Origin of the sequence: Kitasatospora sp. NPDC059817 (assembly GCF_042731835.1) — a bacterium.
Taxonomy (GTDB): domain Bacteria; phylum Actinomycetota; class Actinomycetes; order Streptomycetales; family Streptomycetaceae; genus Kitasatospora.
The window spans coordinates 51,233-70,978 of the sequence record NZ_JBHWIR010000017.1 but is presented as its reverse complement, the minus strand read 5'-3'; the positions used below and the strand labels follow the sequence as shown (position 1 = coordinate 70,978).

The following is a 19,746-nucleotide window of genomic DNA, read 5'->3' as shown; positions in this document are numbered from 1 at the left end:
CCCGCCAGGCCAAGAACATCACCCTCACCGCCGTCGCCAACCACTTCGGCGTCTGGCCCGCCACCATCTCCACCCTCGAACGCGGCACCCGCCGAAACGACGACCTCGCCAACGCCTACCGCGAATGGCTCACCACCGCTTGACAACCCATAGGAGCATCAACGAACCGCCCCCGACGATCCCCTCAACGATCCCCCAACTCCCCCCGACGATCCCCCCGACGGCGATCCTCGGACGGACTCCTCAGAACCGGCGCAGCCGTTCCTCGTCGCTGGTGCGCGGGCAGGTCAGGCAGGCGGCGGCCTCGGGCTTGACGGCGTAGTAGAGGCAGCAGCCGAGCCGGGTACGGGTGTGGTGGCCGCGCCCGTCGGGGGTGTGCAGGCGGCGGAAGTCGGCGGCGCCGGGCAGCGGGAGGGTGCCGCCGGGCAGCACCGCCTCGGCGGCGACGACCGCGGCATCCTCCTCGCCGAGCATCCGGCCGAGGTACCAGACGGCGGAGGCGAGGTCGTCCGTCACCATGCCCCAGAGCGCGCGGTCGCGGCGCCGGCTGGGGGCGGCGAAGGCGGCGAGCACCGGCTCGACGTGGGCGACCACGGCGGCCCGCAGTTCGGCGCGGAGTTCGTCGTCGCCGGGGAGGGTGACGTGGCCGCGCGGGCGCAGCGCGAGGTCCCCGGTGGGGGCGTGCAGCCAGAGGTCGGCGGGGGCGACGAGGGGGACTTTCCGGGCGAGGTGCCAGGGGCCCGCGATGAGCAGGCACGCGGACCAGACGTAGTGGTGCAGCAGTCTGGAGGCGGTGACGTGCGGGCGGGGGGCGCGGCCGTGTTCGGCGGCGATGCGCTCCTCCTCGCCGGCCAGGACGGCGGCCAGGGCCCGTTTGTCGGCGGCGAGTTCGGCCCCCGAGTACCAGCCGTCGGCGGCACGGGGGTCGGGCTCGCCGGCGCCGAGCAGGCGCAGCTCCAGCACCGGGCAGAGCTCGCGCAGGCGCCGGTAGTCGCCGGGCAGGGTGGACGTCGGCGCGACGGGCAGGGGTGTTCCGGGGATCATCGGCGCTCCGTGGATCGACTCCGCATGATCGAATAAGGTGAGGCTCACCTTACAACGCCTCAGGACACGCACCGCCCGGGGCAGGGCCGGGCGGCGCGACACCCGCGACACCCGGGCGGGGGTGGCGCTGCGGCGAACGGCCCGACATCGGACCGGACGACCCGAGATTGACGAAGTTAGGCAAACCTAACCTAAGATCTCGACTCGTGTTGAGAACCGACCCGCCGGCCACCACAGCCCCGGCGACGCCTCGATCGTCGACGATCCAGCGGCCCCTGCTGCTGATCGCCGGTGTGGGCGCGCTCGTGCTGTGTGCCGCGCTGAGCCTCGCGCTCGGCTCCCGATCCATCCCGCTGTCCACCGTGGCCGACGCCCTCACCGGGGCCGCCCACGGCGGCGACGCCGATGTGGTGACGGGCCTTCGCCTGCCGCGAACGGTGATCGGGCTGGCCGTCGGGGCCGCGCTCGGCGTCGCCGGGGCGGTCGCCCAGGGCGTCACCCGCAACCCGCTCGCCTCCCCGGTCACCCTCGGCGTCAACGCCGGCGCGAGCCTCGCCGTGGTCGCCGCGATCTACGCGCTGGGCCTCACCCGGCCCGTCGAGTACGTCTGGTTCGCCTTCGCCGGGGCGGCCGTCGCCGCGGTCGCCGCGTACGCGATGTCCCGGCGCGGCGGCGACCTCGACCCGGTCCGGCTCGCGCTCGGCGGCACCGTGCTCACCGTGGTGCTCACCTCCTGGACCTCCGCGCTGATGCTGGCCAGTCACCGCACCCTGGACGAGGCCCGGTTCTGGTTGGCCGGCTCGATCGGCGGGCGGCAGTTGGACACCCTCACCCCCGTGCTGCCGTTCCTGGTGCTCGGTCTGCTGGGCGCGTTCGCGATCTCGCCCGCCCTCAACGCGCTCGCCCTCGGCGACGAGACCGCCCAGTCGCTCGGCGTGCCGGTGGCCCGGATCCGACTGGCCGGCGGGCTGGCCGTCGTCCTGCTCGCGGGCAGCGCGGTGGCCGTCGCCGGGCCGGTGGCGTTCATCGGACTGGCCGCGCCGCACCTGGTCCGCCCGTTGCTCGGCAACGACCACCGCTGGCTGCTGCCGGGCTGCCTGATCGCCGGTCCGCTGCTGCTGCTCGCCGCCGACGTGCTCGGACGGCTCGTGGTGCGCCCCTCCGAGATCGAGGTCGGCATCGTGACCGCCTTCCTCGGCGCGCCGCTGCTCGCCGTACTGGCCCGGAAGGTGGCCCGGTGACCGCGCTCGCCGTGCCCGTCGGCACACTCGCCCGCCGCCGGGCCCGCACCGCCGCGTGGTCGGCGCTGGCCGCCGTCGTCCTGGTGGTGCTGACCGGCGTCGCGCTCGGCACCGGACAGGTGAGCCTGTCCGGATGGGACGCGCTGCGCGCCCTGGTCGGGCAGGGCGAACCCGGAAACGTCCTGGTGGTGCAGCAGTTCCGGGCGCCCCGGGTGGTGTCGGCGCTGATCGCCGGGGCCGGGCTGGCGATGGCCGGCTCGATGCTCCAGCGGCTCTTCCGCAACCCGCTGGCCTCCCCCGACACCATCGGTGTCACCGGCGGCGCGTCCTTCGGCGCGGTGCTGATGCTCGCCACCGGCGCCTCCCAGCAGCTGATCCCGCTGGCCGCGCTCGGCGGCGGACTGCTGGCGGCGCTGCTGCTCGGCGGCCTCGCCTGGCGGTCGAAGATGGCCGTCACCCGGCTGGTGCTGGTCGGCCTGGCGGTGCAGCAGGGCCTCGCCGCCGCCGTGAACCTGATGATCGTACGGTTCCCGGCCGAGCTGGCCTCCTCCGCGATGCAGTGGACCACCGGCTCGCTCTACGGCCGCAACTGGACCGAGGTCTGGATCGGCGGCACCGCCATCGCGCTGACCGCCCTGGCCGTGCTGCTCTGCCAGCGGCGGATCTCGGTCCTCGACCTCGGCGACGACTCGGCCGGCGGCCTCGGCCTCAACCCCGGCCGGGACCGGCTCTGGCTGCTGCTGCTCGGCATCACCCTCGCCTCGCTGGCTGCCGCCCTCACCGGCCCGGTCGCGTTCGTCGCGCTCGCCGTGCCGCACCTGGTCCGGCTGCTCGCCGGGCCGCCCACCCTCGGCACGCTCGGACTCACCGCGCTCACCGGCGCCGTCCTGCTGCTGTCCGCCGACCTCCTCGTGCTCCACGTGATCCCCGTCCACGGCCTGCCGGTCGGTGCCGTCACCGCCACGCTCGGCGCGCCCTGGCTCCTGGCGCTGATGATCCGCCAGGGCCGGCCTCCCCAGAGGAGCAACTGATGACGCCCACGACGACCGTCGAGTCCGTCACCACCACCGCCAACCGGCTCGCCGCGCACGGCCTCGACCTGCGCTACGGCGACCGCACGATCGTCGACGGGCTCGACCTCGAACTGCCCGGCGGCGCCGTCACCGCCATCGTCGGGCCCAACGCCTGCGGCAAGTCCACCCTGCTACGCGGACTGGTCCGGCTGCTCGACCCCGCCGCCGGCACCGTCACCCTGGACGGCTCCGACATCCACCGGATGTCAGCCCGGGCCCTCGCCAAGCGGATGGGCCTGCTGCCGCAGCAGCCGGTCACCCCCGAGGCGATCACCGTCGAGGCGCTGGTACGGCTCGGCCGGTACCCGCACCAGCGGATGCTCAGCCCGTGGTCCAAGACCGACCAGGCCGCCGTCGAGGACGCCCTCGCCCGGACCGGCACCGCCGAACTGCGCGACCAGCAGGTCGACCGGCTCTCCGGCGGGCAGCGCCAACGCGCCTGGATCGCGCTCGCGCTGGCCCAGGACACCGAACTGCTGCTGCTCGACGAGCCGACCACCTTCCTCGACCTGCGCCACCAGCTCGACGTCCTCGACCTGGTCGCCGACCTGCACGCCGAGGCCGGACGCACCGTCGTCATGGTGCTCCACGACCTCGGGCAGGCCGCCCGATACGCCGACCACCTGGTGGTGCTCAAGGACGGGCGGCTCGCCGCCGCCGGACCGCCCGCCGAGGTCCTCACCGCCGACCTGGTCGAGGCCGTGTTCCAGGTGCCGTGCCGGGTGGTGCCCGACCCGGAGACCGGCACGCCGCTGGTCGTCCCCCGGGCGCGGACCCGGCCGCGCGCCGCCGACCGCTGACCGCTGACGCCCCCCCCCCCCGGGCTCCTCACCCCCGACGCTCCTCACCCCCGACACCCGCTCGACCCGATCCAAGGAACCCCATGAACCGCCGCCTCCCCGTCGCCGTCCTCGCCGTCGCCCTGTCCACCACGCTGCTCGCCGCCTGCGGCAGCGACGGCGGGACCAAGCAGAGCGGGGACGCCGCTTCCGCGAGCGCCGGCGCCTCCGCCGGCTTCCCGCGCACCGTCACCCACGCCGCCGGAACGGCCCAGATCAAGGCCCAGCCCAAGCGCGTCGTGGTGCTGGACAGCGGCGAGCTGGACGACGTCACGCTGCTCGGCATCACGCCGGTCGGCGCGGTGTCGCCGCACATGAAGACCGAGGGCGGGTTCCCGAACTACCTCAAGGACAAGATCAAGGACACCAAGGACGTCGGCCCGATGAACGAGCCGAACCTGGAGCTGATCGCCTCCCTCAAGCCCGACCTAATCCTCTCCTCCAAGGTCCGCCACGCCAAGGTCTACGACCAGCTGAACGCGATCGCGCCGACCGTGCTCGCCGAGACCACCGGGTTCCCGTGGAAGGAGAACCTCGCCCTCTACGCGCAGGCGCTCGGCAAGGAGGACGAGGCCAAGAAGGCGCTCGCCGACTACCAGGCGCGGGCCGCAAAGCTCGGCGAGGCGATCAAGGCGAAGAACGGCGGCGCCATGCCGACCGCCTCGGTGGTCCGCTTCGTGGCCGGACCGACCCGCCTCTACGCCAAGGCCTCCTACAGCGGCGTGGTGCTCAAGGACGTCGGCCTGGCCCGCCCGGCCGCCCAGGACGTCGACAAGAACATCGTCGAGGTGAGCGCCGAGCAGATCAACCAGGCCGACGCCGACCTGGTGTTCGTCACCACCGCCGACGACCCGTCCAAGACCAAGGAGAGCGAGGTCCAGCAGACCCCGGTCTGGCAGGGCCTGAACGCCGTCAAGAACAGCAAGGTCTTCAACGTCCCGGACGAGACCTGGATGTCCGGCATCGGCGTCCAGGCCGCCGACGCCATGCTCGGCGACATCGCCAAGGCCGCGGGCGTGGACGCACCCAAGTAACCGCCGACGGACGACGGCGGGCGGACGAGGTAGCGGTGGCGGTGGCGGTGGCGGCCACAGCAGCAGCCGCCACCGAATAGCCGACAACGAACAGATGACAGATGACAACAAACAGATAACAGATTTCGAAATCTGTTATCTGTCAGCTGTCGCCTGTCATCTGTTCGCCGCCCTCCCGACGTGCCCCGTGATCCGCCCGCCGTCGCTCTCGTCCGCCACCACCCTCAAGGACCACCACCCCATGCGGCTCTACCTGCTCGCCCTGAACCCCACCGACTCGGTCACCGCCGGCTTCCTGCCCGCCGCCGCCCGGCTCGGGCTCGACGTCACCGTCCTGACCGACCACGCCGGACCCCACCGGAAGGCCTACGCCGACCTCCCGTTCACCGCACCCGAGGTGCTGGAGTGCGACGTCCGGGACTTCCGCGCCGTGATCAGCCTGGTCTCCCGCCATCACGCGCCCGACGCGGTGTTCAGCAACAGCGACCACTTGCAGACCCAGACCGCCCTGGCCGCCGAGTACTTCGGCCTCCCCGCAAAGGACTGGAAGGCCGCGCTGCGGGCCAAGGACAAGGGCCAGCTGCGCCGCCACCTCGCCCTGACCGGCCAGGACGCCGTCTGGTCCGCCGAGTTGGCCCCCGGGCAGGACCCGGCCGAGCTGGAGCCGCCGTTCCCCTGCGTGGTCAAACCCCGTGAGGGAGTGGCCAGCGAGGACGTCACACTGGTCGCCGACGCCGCCGAACTCGCCCTCCGCTGCCGGGAGATCCAGCACCGCCGGGCCGGCGCGACGCTGGTCGTCGAAGAGTTCCTGGACGGCCGGCTGTGCACCCTGGAGACCCTCGGCGACGGCCGCCGCCGGCACGTCCTCGGCGGCTTCCGCACGCAGCTCTCCCCGCCGCCGGACTTCATCGAGGAGGTACTGGAGTTCGTCCCCGCGCACCCCGCCGAGGTGGTCGCGCAGGTGCTCGCCCAACTCGACGCGCTCGGCATCGGACTCGGCGCCTGCCACACCGAGTTCGTCGTGCAGCCGGACGGCCGCGCCCGGATCATCGAGGTCAACTACCGCGCCATCGGCGACCAGTGCGACCTGATGCTCGCCGAAATCCTCGGCGTCCCGCTCTTCGAGCACATCCTCGCCACCCACCTCGGCCGGGAACTCCCCGCGGACCTCGGCGCGCAGTGCGCCGCGACCCCGCGCCGGGCCCGCAACGAGGTGGTCTGCGCCGACCGGGCCGGCCTCCTCACCGCCGCCCCCGGCCCGTACGACGAGGAGCGCGACGGCGTCCGGCTCGCCTACCGCCCGCTGCGCCCGCTCGGCGAGCGGCACGAGCACTACCGCACCAACCGCGACTACCTGGGCGTGATGTGGGCCATCGGTGCCGATCAGGAGGCCGTGGACGCGGCCGTCGCCCGGTTCCGCGCCGCCAACCGCTGGGAGATCACCCCGTGACCGCCGACGAGCAGCTCACCCTGCGGGTGCTCTCCGCCCTACTGCGCGAGGACGTCCTCGGCCTGCGCTCCCGCGGCGCCGTGGAGGACCGCGCGGACGGCCCCTGGTTCACCGTCGCGGACGCCGAACTCGCCCTGCCCGTCGCCGCCGAGGGCTTCCAGTGCGAGTACGCCGCCCGGCTGCCCCTGCTGGAGCTGGCCGGGCGCCGACTCACCGGTCTGGACGCCATCGTGGCGGCCCTGGCCGGTCTGGCCGAGCCCGAGGACCGGCCCGGCTGGGCCGCCTTCGCCGAGGAGTGCCGCCAGACCCTCGCCACCATGGAACTGCACGAGCGCGCACGGCCCGAGGTGCACGCCCGGCTCACCGACCTGTACGGCGAGGACCCGGCCGACTGGACCGGCCTGGCCGCCGCCCTCGGCCACGACACCCTGGCCGCCTACCTCGACCACCCCGTCTACCCGACCGCGCGCGGGCGCGCCGGCCTCACCGAACCCCAACTGAACTCCTATGCACCGGAGTTCCATCCCGCATTCGAGCTGCGCTGGCTGGCCGTCCCGACCGACGCCCTCACCACCCACGGCCGGCGTCCGCTCCCGAGCTGGTGGCCCACTCCGGCCTGGTTGGGCCTTGCGGACGCCTGCCCCGGCGACGGCTGGACCACCCTGCCGGTCCACCCCCTCACCGTCGGCGCCCCGCTGGACGAGGCGCTGGAGGCGGTCGGCCTGGCCGGCCGCGCGGTGCTCGCCGAGCGGCCGTACCTGACCGTCGTGCCGACGCTCTCCATGCGCACCGTCGCCGTCGCCGACGACCCCGCCTGCCACCTCAAACTCCCGCTCGCCACCGCCTCGCTGGGCCGGCTCAACCGCCGCACCATCAAGCCCGGCACGCTGCTCGACGGCGCCGCCGGCCAGCGCCTGATCGAGGCCGTGCTGGCCCGCGAGCCGCGCTTCGCCGGCCGCGTCCTGCACGCCGACGAGCAGACCTGGGCGCACGCCGGCCACGAGCTGCTGGCCGTCCTGCTGCGCCGCTACCCCGCCGGGCTGGAGCGGGCCGTCACCGTCCCGCTGGCCGCCCTGCTGGCCCCCGCGCCCGGCGGTCGCCTGGTGCTCGACCACCTCGCCGACCGCTTCCACGACGGCGACCAACTCGCCTTCTACGACTCCTTGCTGGAACTCCTGCTGGACTGGCAGACCACGCTGTTCGACTACGGCATAGCGCTGGAGTCGCACCAGCAGAACACCTCCCTGGTACTCGACGACGACGGACTGCGCCTGCTCTACAAGGACGACGACGGCCCGCGCGTGCACACCGCCCGAATGACCGCCCGCCTCGGCGAACTCGCCCCGACCCGGGCCGACTTCGACGACGCCCGGATCTTCGGCGACGACGACCGGGCGCTCACCGACCTGTTCACCACCATCACCGGACACCTGTGCACCGGCGCGCTCGCGTTCGGCCTCGCCGAGCACCGTCGCGCCGAACTCACTGACGTACTCACACTGTTGCGAAAGCGCCTGGCCGAGGCGGTGGACCGGATCGGGCCGGCCGGCGAGCCGCTGCGGACGGACCTGCTGGAGGCCGAACGCCTGCCGGTCAAGGCCATGGTCAGCGCCGGAACCTTGCTCAGCAAGCAGCGCTCGGGCGCCGCCGACATCAACAAGCACTACACCAGCGGCCCCAACTACCTGCTGGCGAACGGGATCGCCCGGTGAGTGTGGAGACCGTTCCACAGCGCTCCGGCCACGGGACGGACCACTCCGGCGGACTCGGCCGCCGCCAGGTGCACGCCGTCGCCGCCTGCTACTTCGTCGCCTCCTTCGCCGCACTGGGCCTGCCGCCGTACCTGACCGCGATCCTGCCCACGCTCGGCGATCCGCAGGCCCGGTGGGCCGGTGTGCTCTACATCGTCCCGACGGTCTTCAGCGCGCTCGGCGCACCGCTGTGGGGCCGGCTCGCCGACCGCTACGGCCGCAAGCGGCTGCTGCTACGCGCCCAACTCGGGCTCACCGTCTCCTTCCTGCTGGCCGGAGCCGCCGGCAGTCTGCCCGCGTTCACCCTCGCACTGGTCCTCCAGGGCTTCCTCGGCGGCACCTTCGCCGCCACCAACGGCTACCTCGCCGCCGCCCTCGACGGGCCGCGGCTGTCCCGCGCACTCACCCTGATGCAGGGCAGCGCCCGGGCAGCCCTGGTGGCCGCGCCGATCCTGGTCGGTGCGTTGTCCCCGTGGATCGACCCGCACCGCCAGTACCTGGTGATGGCCGTCCTCCCGCTCGCCGCCGCACTGCTGCTGTCCCTGCTGCCCGAGCCGGACCGTCCGGCGGCCGCCCCCGTGTCGGAGGGACGCGTCGAGCGGGCACCCGCCGCCCCGCTTCTCCCGCTCTACGTCTTCGAGTTCGTCTTCGTCTTCGCCACCGTCATCTCCTTCCCCTATCTCATCTCGCTCGCCGAGCAACGGCTGCCCGGCGTCTCCGGCACCACCACCGGCGTGCTGTTCGCCCTACCGCACCTGTGCTACCTGGTGTTCGCCGCGCGCATCCACACGCTGTTCCACGCCCGCCCGCACACCGGCATCGCGCTCGGCTTCGGCTTCGTCGCGCTCGGCCTGGCCGGGCACGCCGTCGCGTACTCGCTCCCGGTCTTCGTCGCCGTCCGGCTGCTGCTCGGCGCCGGGCTCACGCTCGGCCTGGTCTGCCTCGCCGTACTCGCCGCCGGAGCGGCCCAAGGGCGCGCGCCCGGGCGGATGTTCGGCACGCTCGAACTCGTCTCCAAGGGCGGCGCCGTCGCCGCCGGCGCCGTCGCAGCGCTGGCCAACGGGCAGTTCGGCGCCGCCGCGCCCGTGGTGGCCGGCACCGCCGCCGCCCTGCTGGCCGCCGTCGCGGCCACCGCATTCTCCCTCCCGTCCCTCCGCCAGCGCTGGAGTCGCCGATGACCCCCGAGCCGATCACCCACAAGTCGATCACTCACGAGCCGATCACTCACGAGCCGATCAGCCACGAACTGCCCACCGCCGACGACGCGGTGGCCCACACCCTGCTGAACTGCCTGCTGCGCGAAGTCTCCGCCCCCGAGCACCAGACCGCCGTGGCCGACGGCCGCCTGCTGCTGCGCCTGCCCCGGCGCGGCGCCCTGCTGCGGATCGCCCTGCGCCGCACCTCGCTGCTCGGCGCGCACCGCTTCACCGGCCCGGTCGAGATCGAACGAGGCGGCAGCTGGGCGGAGTTGGACTGGCGCGAGCTGGCGGAACACGTACAGGACGAACTGGAGCTGCGCACCGGCACGGTGAACGAGGAGTTCCTGGGCCAGGTCACCTCCAGCCACGACGGCCTCCGGCAGAGCCTGGTCGACCGCCCAGCCTCCGGACCGGACCGCTACCTGGAGTCCGAGCAGGCCCTGCTGTTCGGCCACCGCTTCCACCCGGCACCCAAGTCCCGCTCCGCCGCCCGGGGGGACTGGCGCGGGTACGCCCCGGAGTCCCGTGCGGCGTTCCCGCTGCGCCACCTCGCCGTCCGCACCGAACTGATCGCCGAGCAGTCCCTGGACGAGAGCGCGAGCGCCCTGCTGGACGGCCTCGGCGACGTCCCGGACGGCTACCGTCTGCTGCCCGCCCACCCCTGGCAGTACCAACTCATCGGCGATCACCCGCTGTTGCGCGACGCCCTGGACCGCGGTGACATCCTCGACCTCGGGCCGCGCGGCGAGGAGTTCGCCGCCACCGCCTCGGTGCGCACCCTCCACGGCGCGGACGCCTTCCTCAAGTTCAGCCTCAACGTGCGCATCACCAACTGCCTGCGCAAGAACGCCGCTTACGAACTCACCGGCGCCGTCGCGCTCACCCGGCTGCTCGCCCCCGCCCTCGCCGACCTCGCCCGGCGCTTCCCCGACGCGGCGATGCTGCGCGAGCCCGCGTTCCGCACCCTCGCCCTACCCGGTGCCGACGGCCGACCCGACCAGGCGCTCTACGAGGGCTTCGGCCTGATCGTCCGCGAGGGCTTCGGCGGCGTGCTGCGACCCGGCGTCACCCCGCTGCTGGCCGCCGCCGTCGCCGACGAGCACCCGACCAGCTCCGCCCACATCTCCCGTCTGCTGGAGGGGAGTTCGGACGCCCACCAGGCCCTGGACTGGTGGCGGGCCTATCTGGGGCTGCTCATCCCGCCCGTGCTCGCCGCCTACTTCGACCACGGCGTGGTGCTGGAACCGCACCTGCAGAACGTGCTCATCGGCGTAGACGCCACCGGGCACCCCACCCAGGTGCTCTTCCGCGATCTGGAGGGCACCAAGCTCGTCCCCGAGCACAACGCCGACATCCTGGCCGCCCTCCCGCCCGAGGTCGCCGGGCCCATGACGTACGACGCCGAGCGCGGCTGGGACCGGGTGGTCTACTGCCTGCTGGTCAACCACGTCGCCGAACTGCTCGCCGCCCTCGCCGACCGCCACCCCGAGCTGGAGGGCGCCCTGTGGCAGGTGGTCCGGGACACTCTGGAGCAGTACGCGGCAGGCCACGGCCGGCCGCCCCGGCTGCGGGCACTGCTCGCGGGCGTGCCGCTGCCAGCCAAGGCCAACCTGCTCACCCGCTGGGAGCGCAAGGCCGACCGGCAGGCCGGCTACGTCCGCCTGCCCTCGCCGCTCGCCGGATCCGTCCTCGCCCAGGCCTCCCGCACCTCCGCCCCCCTCTCTCTCGGGAGCGCCGCCCGATGACCGAGATCGTCCGCCGGCACGTCGCCGCCCTCGCACCCGACGCCCTGCCCGCCTACGTCTACGACCTGGCGGCGCTGCGCGCGCACGCCGCCGCCGTCCGGGCCGCGCTGCCCGCGCGGGTCGAGCTGTACTACGCCGCCAAGGCCAATCCGGAGGCGCCGCTGCTGGCCGCGCTGCGCGACGCGGTCGACGGCTACGAGGTCTCCAGCGGAGGCGAGTTGGCGCACGTGCGGGCGGCCGTACCGGACGCACCGCTGGCCTTCGGCGGCCCCGGCAAGACGCCCGCCGAGATCGCCGCCGCCGTGGACGCCGGGGTGCACCGCTGGCACATCGAGAGCGAGCAGGAACTGCACCGGCTCGACGCCGTCCTCGCGGACCGGCCGGGCACGGTGGTCGACGTGCTGCTACGGGTCAACCTGCCGGTCGCCACCGGTGCGCTCGACGCGGTGGCACTCGCGATGGGCGGGCGGCCGACGCCGTTCGGGCTCGACCCGGACCGCGCCGAGGAGTGCGTGCGCCAGCTCACCGGCGACGGCCCCGGCACCGGCCCCGACCCGCTCGGACGGCAACTGCGCCTGCGCGGCGTGCACGCCCATCTGGCCAGCGGGCTCGCGGCGGCGGAGCAACTGGCCGTCGCCGAGCAGATCGTGGCCTGGTCGGCCGCGCTGGCCGAACGGCACGGCTTCCCGCTGGCGGAGGTCAACGTCGGCGGCGGGATGGCCGTGGACTACGAGGACCCGGCGAACCACTTCGACTGGACGGCCTTCGGCGAGGGGCTGGCCAAGCTGCTGGACGCCCACCCCGGCCTGACCCTGCGGATCGAACCCGGCCGGGCCCTGACCGCCCACTGCGGCTGGTACGCGACCGAGGTGCTGGATGTGAAGCAGAGCCACGGCGAGGACTTCGCGGTGGTCCGTGGAGGCACCCACCACCTGCGCACCCCCGCCACCCGGGGGCACTCCCAGCCCTTCGAGGTGCTCCCGGTCGACGCCTGGCCGCATCCGTGGCCGCGCCCCGCCGTCGCCACCGGCCGCGCCACCCTGGCCGGCCAGCTCTGCACCCCGAAGGACGTCCTCGCCCGGGCCGCCTCCGACGCTGACGGCCTGCGGGCGGCCGACCGCGTGCTGTTCGCGATGGCGGGCGCGTACGCCTGGAACATCTCGCACCACGAGTTCCTTATGCACCCGCGCCCGGGGTTCCACTACCTGGGCGGCTGAGGGCACCCCGGATGACGGTCGACAGGTAACAGATAACAGCTGACAGATAACAGATTTCGAAATCTGTTATCTGTCAGCTGTTATCTGTTCTCCGCCTCCTGTTCGCGCCCCGCCGCCCGCCCGTCCACGCGCCGGACCCCACCCGTGGGCCCCGCCCGCCCCAGGGGTCGCCGCAGGTCACCTCCGCACACTCGTGCGACAGTGGTAGGCAGCGAAGGGAGCGCGAACGTGCTGATGGACAAGGTCGCGGAGATACTCGCCGAGGCGTCGGCCGAGGTGGTGGAGCCGCGCTTCCGTGCGCTGGCCGCCGGCGAGGTGATGGAGAAGGCGCCCGGCGAGATCGTGACGGTCGCCGACCGCGAGGCCGAGGCGATCATCGCCCGCCGCCTGCGCGAGCTGCTGCCCATCCCCGTGGTCGGCGAGGAGGCCGTCTCCGCCGACCCCGAACTCGCCCAGGCCCTCCACGACGAGCCCGCCGCCTGGCTGGTCGACCCGGTCGACGGCACCTCCAACTTCGTCGCCGGCCGCCCCGAGTACGCCGTGATGTGCTCGCTCGTCCGCGGCGGGGAGACCGTCGCCTCCTGGATCTGGCAGCCCGCCACCGCCACCGCCTACTGCGCTGAACTGGGCTCCGGGGCCTGGCGCGACGGCGTACGCCTGACCCGGCCGCCGGCACCGCGCGACGCCGCGAAGCTGCGCGGATCCGTGAAGAGCCGCTACCTCGACCCGGAACACCGCCGGCGCCTACAGGCCAACGAGTCGGCCTTCGGCGAGGTCTCCCCCGGCCGGCACGCGGCCGGAATCGAGTACCCGGACGTCGTCGAGGGCCGCTTCGACTTCCTCCTCTACTGGCGCACCCTCCCCTGGGACCACGCCCCCGGCTCCCTGCTCGTCACCGAGGCCGGCGGCGTGTCCGCCCGGCTGGACGGCACCCCCTACCGCCCCGAGGCCCCCGGCTGCGAGAACGGCCTGCTGGTCGCCGCCGACCCGGAGACCTGGGAGCTCACCCGCACCCTCCTCCTGAGCGACTGACGGACCGCCACCGCCACCACGGTCATCCGGTCGCGGTCACGAATCGGCGCCCTGGTCCTCGGTCTCGAACGGGGCCTGCCCGGGCGCCGGGCGGCCGACGACAACCGACTCCCCGGCGATGACCGATCCCCCGCAGCACGCCCCTAGCCGGCCCGGTCCTCCTCGGCCTTCCGCCCGGCGTCCACCACCTCGCGCAGCAGTGCACGGACCTCCCCCTCCGTGGCGTGCGGGTTGAGCAGGGTGAGCTTGAGCCGCACCCGGCCGGGCCCCTCGCCCGGGAGTTCGGTCCGCCCGACCACCGCCCGCCCGGTGCGCAGCAGCAACCGGCGCAGGCTGCCGTTGAGTTCGTCGACGGCGGCCTCGTCGGTCAGGCCCGGCGGCCGGTAGCGGAACAGCAGGACGGTCAGCGCGGGTTCGGCGTGGAGTTCGAGCGACGGTTCGGCGCGGACGGCCTCGGCAGCGGACCGGGCGAGTTCGTGGCAGGCGTCGACGAGTCGGCCGAGCCCGTCGCGACCGAGGGTGCGCAAGGTGACGGCGAGCTTGAAGGCGTCGGCCCGCCGGGTGGTGCGCAGCGAGCGGCCGAGCAGGCTGGGGTAGCCGGCCTGCTCGTCGTCGACGGGGTTGAGGTACTCGGCCCGGCGGGCGAGCGAGACGTAGGTCTCGGTGCGGCGGACCAGGAAGACGCCGGCGGCGGCGGGCTGCCAGCCGAGTTTGTGCCAGTCGAGGGAGACGGAGTCGGCGCGGTCGATGCCGTCGAGGAGCGGGGCGAGCCGGTCGGAGAGCAGGGCGCCGCCGCCGTACGCGGCGTCGACGTGCAGCCAGGCGCCGTAGCGGCCGGCCAGGTCGGCGGCGACGTGCAGCGGGTCGATGCCGCCGGTGTCGGTGGTACCGGCGGTGGCGACGATGGCGATCGGGGTGCGTCCGGCCCAGCTGGCCTCGGCCAGGGTCCGCTCCAACTCCTTTGGTTCCATCCGGAGTTGCCGGTCGACGGGGACGGTGGTGACGGCGCGCTCGCCGAGCCCGAGCAGGGCGGCGGCGCGCTGGACGGAGAAGTGCGCGGCCTCGGAGGCGACGATGCACGGCCGGACGCCGGCCGGGATGCCGTCCAACTCGACGATGCCGTCCAGCTTCTGGTCCCGCGCCAGCATCAGGCCCATGAGGTTGGACTCGGTACCGCCGGAGGTGAGGACGCCGGCGGCGCGGGCCGGGTCGTAGCCGACCAGGGCGGCGAGTTCGGCGAGGAGGGCGGTCTCCAGGGCGGTGGCGGCGGGGGCCTGGTCCCAGGAGTCCTGGGAGGGGTTGAGGACGCTGACCGCGAGGTCGGCTGCGGCGGCCACGGCGAGCGGCGGGCAGTGCAGGTGGGCGGCGCAGGCCGGGTCGGCGGGGTCGGCGGCGCCGTAGGCGAGGAGTTCGGTGAGGCGGGCGAGCGCGCCGGGCCCGTGGGCGCCGGCCAGGCCGTCGGCGACCAGCGCACCGAGCTCGGCCGGGCTGCCTGCGGGCAGCGGCCCGCCGCGCAGGGCGATGCCGTGGTCGAGCGCGTCGAGGACGGTGGCCAGCAGCGGTCCGAGCGCGCCGGGCCCGCCGATGCCGCCCGCGAGGGCGTCCAACGGGGCGGGCCCGCCGGGCAGTCCGGCGGCGGCGCCGGAACCATCCCCGGCCCCGGCCCCGGAGTCACCACGGGCCCCGGATCGGGCGCCCGAACCTCCTCCCGAGCCTTCCCCTGAACCGCCACTGCCCCCTCGCCCCGCGCTCATTCGGCGCCCCGGGCCGCGGGAGCCACAGGGCTCGCCACAGCGGCGGAATCGACGGCCGCCGCAGCCGCGATCGCGTCGGCGAGCCGGTCGAGCACCGCAGCGACCTGCTCGTCGGTGATGGTGAGCGGCGGCAGCAGTCGCAGCACCGCGTCGTGGCGCCCGCCGAGTTCGACGATCAGCCCGCGCGCCAGGCAGGCCTCCCGGACCCGGCGGGCGAGCGCCGGGTCGGCCGGCCGGGCCCCGCAGGCGTCCGGTTCGGCGGCGGGGTCGACGAGTTCGACGCCGAGCATCAGGCCGCGCCCGCGCACGTCGCCGATCACCGGCAGTTCGGCGGCGAGCCCGCGCAGCCGGGCGGTCATCCGCTCGCCGACGACGGCGGCGCGCTCGGCCAGTCCGTGGGCGGCGACGTGGCGCAGGGTGGCGGCGCCGGCGGCCATGGCGAGGGTGTTGCCGCGGAAGGTTCCGGTGTGGGCGCCGGGGCGCCAGCCGTCGTAGTCCTCCCGGTAGACGACGACGGCGAGCGGCAGGCTGCCGCCGATGGCCTTGGAGAGCACCATGGCGTCCGGGACGATGCCGCTGTGTTCGACGGCCCACATCGCCCCGGTGCGCCCGACGCCGGTCTGCACCTCGTCGACGATCAGCGGGATGCCGCGTTCGGCGGTGATCCGGCGCATCTCGCGCAGCCAGCCGTCGGGCGCGGGGACGACGCCGCCCTCGCCCTGGACGGCTTCCAGGATCATCGCGGCGGGCGGGACGACCCCGCCCGAGGGGTCGTCGAGCAGCCGTTCGACGTAGGTCGCGGCGAGGTCGGCGCCGGCCTCGCCGCCGACGCCGAACGGGCAGCGGTAGCCGTACGGGTAGGGCAGCCGGACGACCTCGCCGCCGCTCGGCAGCGGTTCCTTGACGGCGACGTTGCCGGTGAGCGCGAGGGCTCCGGCGGTCATGCCGTGGTAGGCACCGGTGAAGGCGAGCGCGCCGGACCGGCCGGTGGCGGTCTGCATCAGTTTGAGCGCGGCCTCGACGGCGTCGGTGCCGGCGGGCCCGCAGAAGTGGATCCGGGCGCCGGCGGCGAAGTCTGCGGGCAGGCTCTCGAAGAGGGCGCTGGTGAAGTCGTCCTTCTCGGCGGTGGCGAGGTCGAGCAGGTGCAGCGGGGCGCCGCTGTCGAGGGTGCGGCGGATCGCCTCCAGTACCACAGGGTGGTTGTGCCCGAGGGCGAGCGTCCCGGCGCCGGAGAGGCAGTCCAGGTAGCGCCGCCCGTCGGCGCCCTCGACGGTCATGCCGTGGGCCCGTACCGGGACGATCGGGAAGGACCGGGCGTACGTACGGGCGGCGGACTCGCGTACGCGCTGGCGACGCAGGATGGCCTCGCCGGAGGCCGGGGCACCGGCGGCTGCAGCGACACCAGCGGCTTCGACAGCTCCGGCGGCTCCGGCGGCTCCGGCGGCTCCGACATCTCCGGAGGAGGAGGCCGGGGCCTGGGCGGGAACGGCGGCGAGCGACAAGGCAAACCCCCAGAAGAAGTTAGGTAAGCCTAACTTTACTGCCCCTGGCCTGGCGGGATACCCCAGGGGCCCCCAGAACCACCCGAGTGAGTGAACCGCCCCCGGTCCTTCCAACGAGCGACCGGCGAAAAGGTCACGGCCCTCACCCCCGCCGACCCGGAGCCGCCCCACCGCCCTTCCACCGGTAGCAGAGCTCCGGCCGCCCCACGCTCCCGTACTGCGGCTCCCGCACCGCCCGCCCGGTGTCGACGAGGTGTTCGAGGTAGCGGCGCGCGGTGATCCGCGAGACCCCGGCGGCGGCGCCCGCGGCGGCGGCGGACAGGCCCGTCGCCGTCTCGCGCAGCACGGAGGCGACGGCGTCCAGGGTGGGCGCACTCAGGCCCTTGGGGAGGCTGCTGCGCTCGGGCGTGCGGAGCAGGGCGAACGCCTGGTCGACCTCGTCCTGCCCGGTCGCCTCGCCGGTGCGCCCGAGGCTGTCGCGGTAGCGGGCGTAGCGCTCCAGGCGATCGTGCAGGGCGGCGGCGCTGAACGGTTTCAGCAGGTACTGGACCACGCCCGCCGACACGGCCTGCCGCACCATCGCCAGGTCGCGGGCCGAGGTCACCGCGATGACGTCGGTGGTGTGGCCGGCGGCGCGCAGCGAGCGGCAGAGCTGGAGGCCATGGCCGTCCGGCAGGTAGAGGTCGAGCAGGGTCAGGTCGACGGGCCTCCCGGCAGCGCGGGCGCGGTCCAGGAAGCGCAGCGCGTCGGCGCAGCTGTGCACCGTCCCGGCGGCGTGGAAGCCGGGTTCGCGCTCGACGTAGAGGGTGTGCGCGGCGGCGGCCACTGGGTCGTCCTCGACGACCAGCACGGAGATCCCCGGAGCGGCGGTCGCCTCGGTCATCGCGACGCCCCTTCCCGCCGGCCCGGTTGCCCCGGCTGCCCTGCCTGGCCGAATTGCTCCGGCCGCCCAAGTTGCTCCGGCCGCCCCGGTTGCCCCGGTTGCCGCTCACCGGGTCGTGCCGGCAGCCCGGCGAGCGGCAGCCGGACGGTGAGCACCGCACCCCGGTCACGCCCGACCGCGACGCTGCCGCCGTTGCGCCGGGCGGCCTGGGCCACCAGCGCCAGCCCGAGACCATGCCCGCGCCCGTCCTGCTTGGTGCTCCAGCCGCGCCGGAACACGTCCTCGACGGCGGCCGGGTCGATCCCCGCCCCGGTGTCGGCGACGCGCAGTAGCAGGCAACCGCCCCCACCCGGAGCCACGTCGCCGCCCGCCACACCACCGCCCGCCGAACCACCGCCCGCCGAACCACCGTCGCCCGAACCACCATCGCCCGAACCACCATCGCCCGCACCGCCACCACCCGCGTCGATTCGCACGGTGACGGTGACCTCCGGCGCCACCGTGCTCTGCGCGGCTCCGGCGATGGCGGCGTCCACGGCGTTGTCGATCAGGTTGCCGAGGACGGTGATCAGGTCCCGCGAGGAGAGCCCGGGCGGCAGCAGCCCGTCGTCGATCCGACTGTCGTCGGTGAGGGTCAACTCCACTCCCCGCTCGGCCGCTTGGGCCGCCTTGCCGAGCAGCAACGCGGCCAGCACCGGTTCGCCGACCGCCGCGACCACCCGGTCGGTGAGCTGCTGGGCGAGCGCGAGCTCGGCGGTGGCGAACTCCACCGCCTGTTCGTGGCGGCCGAGTTCGATCAGGGAGACGACGGCGTGCAGCCGGTTGGCCGCCTCGTGCGCCTGCGCCCCGAGGGCCTCGGTGAAGCCCCGCACGGAGTCCAACTCTCCGCTGAGCGACTGGAGTTCGGTGTGGTCGCGCAGGGTGACGACCAGGCCGAGGCCGGTGCCGATGGTGGAGGTGTTGAGCACCACCACCCGCTCGGCGGTCAGGTGCACCTCGTCCCGGACCGGCTCGTCGCCGAGCACGGCCGCGACCAGCGCCCGCGGCAGCCCCAGCTCCACGATCAGACGACCCTCCAAGTTTCCTTCCAGTCCGAGCAGTTCGCGGGCTGCGTCGTTGCAGAGCACCACCCGGTGCGCACGGTCCAGCAGGACCAGCCCCTCGCGCACCGAGCGCAGGGTCGCCTGGTGGTATTCGTAGAGGTGGCTGAGTTCGGCCGGCCCCATGCCGTGGGTGTGCCGCCGCAGCCGGGAGTTGGCGAGGTAGGTGCCCACGCCGCCGACCCCGAGCGCGGCCACCGCCACCCCGACCAGGGCGAGCAGCGGGCCGCTCAACTGCGCGGAGATGGACTCCACCGTGAGGCCCGCGCTGACCAGCGCGATCACCTGGTGCCGGTCGTCCAGTACCGGCGTGACCACCCGCACGGACGGTCCGAGCGTGCCGGTGTAGGTCTCGCTGCGGGTCTCCCCCGCGAGTGCCCAGTCGATGTGCCCGAGGAAGCGCTTGCCGATCTGCTCGGGCAGCGGGTGGGTCCAGCGCACGCCCTCGGTGTCCATGACGGTGATGAAGGAGACGCCGGTGTCCACCCGCACCTGCTCGACGTACGGCTGGAGCACCGCGGTCGGGTCCGGCGCGGTGACGGCGGCCCGCACGGACGGCGAGTCGGCGACGGCGTGGGCGACGGCGGTGACCTGGCGGCGGGCCGCGTCCTCGGCCCGGTCGGCGGTGAAGAGGTACGCGAGCACCGCGCCGCCCGCCACCACGGCGGCGACGATGACCACCTGAACGACGAAGAGCTGCCCGGCCAAGCTGCGGACCAGCCCGCGGGGTGCCGGGAGCCGTCGGCGCGGGGGCGTGGGGGCGGTGCGCACGGACATGCCTGCCAGTGTGCACCACGCCCCCGGGGTCCCCCAGGGGCCCGCGACCGGTCGGCGGCCTGTCGACTGCCCGTCGACGAACGTCCCGCAGCCCAGTCGCACCCC

15 protein-coding genes are annotated in these 19,746 nt (G+C 74.4%); 10 read left to right on the top strand and 5 right to left on the bottom strand.

Annotated features, from left to right (window positions below):
• Positions 1 to 243: 243 nt before the first annotated feature.
• Positions 244 to 1,044 carry a (2Fe-2S)-binding protein gene (locus tag ACFV61_RS06515; protein ID WP_380490436.1) on the bottom strand — a complete coding sequence of 267 codons (801 nt, stop codon included), beginning with the start codon at positions 1,042 to 1,044 and terminating at the stop codon, positions 244 to 246.
• Positions 1,045 to 1,307: 263 nt separating this feature from the next.
• Here ACFV61_RS06515 and ACFV61_RS06510 point away from each other — a divergent pair, with 263 nt between their 5' ends.
• The 10 genes from ACFV61_RS06510 to ACFV61_RS06465 all read left to right on the top strand — a co-directional run bounded on the left by ACFV61_RS06510 (position 1,308) and on the right by ACFV61_RS06465 (position 13,625).
• Entirely contained in the window at positions 1,308 to 2,285 is a 978-nt protein-coding gene (locus ACFV61_RS06510) for a FecCD family ABC transporter permease (protein ID WP_380490444.1), read from the top strand.
• Positions 2,282 to 3,316: an iron ABC transporter permease gene (locus tag ACFV61_RS06505; RefSeq protein ID WP_063349946.1), complete on the top strand. Its 1,035-nt coding sequence runs from the start codon at positions 2,282 to 2,284 to the stop codon at positions 3,314 to 3,316. The genes ACFV61_RS06510 and ACFV61_RS06505 overlap by 4 nt, the downstream gene beginning before the upstream one ends.
• Positions 3,316 to 4,158 (top strand): ABC transporter ATP-binding protein, encoded by an 843-nt coding sequence (locus tag ACFV61_RS06500; RefSeq protein WP_363367028.1) that lies wholly within the window; start codon positions 3,316 to 3,318, stop codon positions 4,156 to 4,158. Before ACFV61_RS06505 ends, ACFV61_RS06500 begins: the two co-directional genes overlap by 1 nt.
• 83 nt (positions 4,159 to 4,241) lie before the next feature.
• Entirely contained in the window at positions 4,242 to 5,231 is a 990-nt protein-coding gene (locus ACFV61_RS06495) for an ABC transporter substrate-binding protein (RefSeq protein ID WP_380490434.1), read from the top strand.
• Between the two features lie 241 nt (positions 5,232 to 5,472).
• On the top strand, positions 5,473 to 6,681 hold the full coding sequence (locus ACFV61_RS06490; protein WP_380426656.1) for an acetyl-CoA carboxylase biotin carboxylase subunit family protein: 1,209 nt from the start codon (positions 5,473 to 5,475) through the stop codon (positions 6,679 to 6,681).
• Positions 6,678 to 8,393: an IucA/IucC family protein gene (locus ACFV61_RS06485; protein ID WP_380490432.1), complete on the top strand. Its 1,716-nt coding sequence runs from the start codon at positions 6,678 to 6,680 to the stop codon at positions 8,391 to 8,393. The genes ACFV61_RS06490 and ACFV61_RS06485 overlap by 4 nt, the downstream gene beginning before the upstream one ends.
• A complete protein-coding gene (locus tag ACFV61_RS06480) occupies positions 8,390 to 9,610 on the top strand; it encodes an MFS transporter (RefSeq protein WP_380490430.1) in 1,221 nt (406 codons plus the stop codon). Before ACFV61_RS06485 ends, ACFV61_RS06480 begins: the two co-directional genes overlap by 4 nt.
• The gene (locus ACFV61_RS06475; protein ID WP_380490428.1) at positions 9,607 to 11,376 is read left to right on the top strand and encodes an IucA/IucC family protein; all 1,770 of its coding nucleotides are present in this window, start codon (positions 9,607 to 9,609) and stop codon (positions 11,374 to 11,376) included. Before ACFV61_RS06480 ends, ACFV61_RS06475 begins: the two co-directional genes overlap by 4 nt.
• Entirely contained in the window at positions 11,373 to 12,593 is a 1,221-nt protein-coding gene (locus ACFV61_RS06470; protein WP_380490427.1) for a type III PLP-dependent enzyme, read from the top strand. Before ACFV61_RS06475 ends, ACFV61_RS06470 begins: the two co-directional genes overlap by 4 nt.
• 234 nt (positions 12,594 to 12,827) lie before the next feature.
• On the top strand, positions 12,828 to 13,625 hold the full coding sequence (locus ACFV61_RS06465) for an inositol monophosphatase family protein (protein ID WP_063351525.1): 798 nt from the start codon (positions 12,828 to 12,830) through the stop codon (positions 13,623 to 13,625).
• 143 nt (positions 13,626 to 13,768) lie between these two features.
• Here the strand turns inward: ACFV61_RS06465 and ACFV61_RS06460 are convergent, their stop codons facing one another.
• From ACFV61_RS06460 to ACFV61_RS06445, 4 genes are all read right to left on the bottom strand, one after another.
• Positions 13,769 to 15,232 (bottom strand): pyridoxal phosphate-dependent decarboxylase family protein, encoded by a 1,464-nt coding sequence (locus ACFV61_RS06460; RefSeq protein WP_380490425.1) that lies wholly within the window; start codon positions 15,230 to 15,232, stop codon positions 13,769 to 13,771.
• A 143-nt stretch (positions 15,233 to 15,375) separates the two neighbouring features.
• A complete protein-coding gene (locus tag ACFV61_RS06455; protein ID WP_380490442.1) occupies positions 15,376 to 16,740 on the bottom strand; it encodes a diaminobutyrate--2-oxoglutarate transaminase in 1,365 nt (454 codons plus the stop codon).
• Positions 16,741 to 17,023: 283 nt separating this feature from the next.
• On the bottom strand, positions 17,024 to 17,764 hold the full coding sequence (locus ACFV61_RS06450; RefSeq protein WP_380490423.1) for a response regulator: 741 nt from the start codon (positions 17,762 to 17,764) through the stop codon (positions 17,024 to 17,026).
• The gene (locus ACFV61_RS06445) at positions 17,761 to 19,641 is read right to left on the bottom strand and encodes an ATP-binding protein (protein WP_380490421.1); all 1,881 of its coding nucleotides are present in this window, start codon (positions 19,639 to 19,641) and stop codon (positions 17,761 to 17,763) included. Before ACFV61_RS06445 ends, ACFV61_RS06450 begins: the two co-directional genes overlap by 4 nt.
• Between the last annotated feature and the right edge of the window lie 105 nt (positions 19,642 to 19,746).

Coding starts and splice junctions, on each gene's coding strand:
- ACFV61_RS06515 (WP_380490436.1), bottom strand. CDS start 1,044: ATGATCCCCGGAACACCCCTGCCCGTCGCGCCGACGTCCACCCTGCCC.
- ACFV61_RS06500 (WP_363367028.1), top strand. CDS start 3,316: ATGACGCCCACGACGACCGTCGAGTCCGTCACCACCACCGCCAACCGG.
- ACFV61_RS06495 (WP_380490434.1), top strand. CDS start 4,242: ATGAACCGCCGCCTCCCCGTCGCCGTCCTCGCCGTCGCCCTGTCCACC.
- ACFV61_RS06490 (WP_380426656.1), top strand. CDS start 5,473: ATGCGGCTCTACCTGCTCGCCCTGAACCCCACCGACTCGGTCACCGCC.
- ACFV61_RS06475 (WP_380490428.1), top strand. CDS start 9,607: ATGACCCCCGAGCCGATCACCCACAAGTCGATCACTCACGAGCCGATC.
- ACFV61_RS06470 (WP_380490427.1), top strand. CDS start 11,373: ATGACCGAGATCGTCCGCCGGCACGTCGCCGCCCTCGCACCCGACGCC.
- ACFV61_RS06465 (WP_063351525.1), top strand. CDS start 12,828: ATGGACAAGGTCGCGGAGATACTCGCCGAGGCGTCGGCCGAGGTGGTG.
- ACFV61_RS06450 (WP_380490423.1), bottom strand. CDS start 17,764: ATGACCGAGGCGACCGCCGCTCCGGGGATCTCCGTGCTGGTCGTCGAG.
- ACFV61_RS06445 (WP_380490421.1), bottom strand. CDS start 19,641: ATGTCCGTGCGCACCGCCCCCACGCCCCCGCGCCGACGGCTCCCGGCA.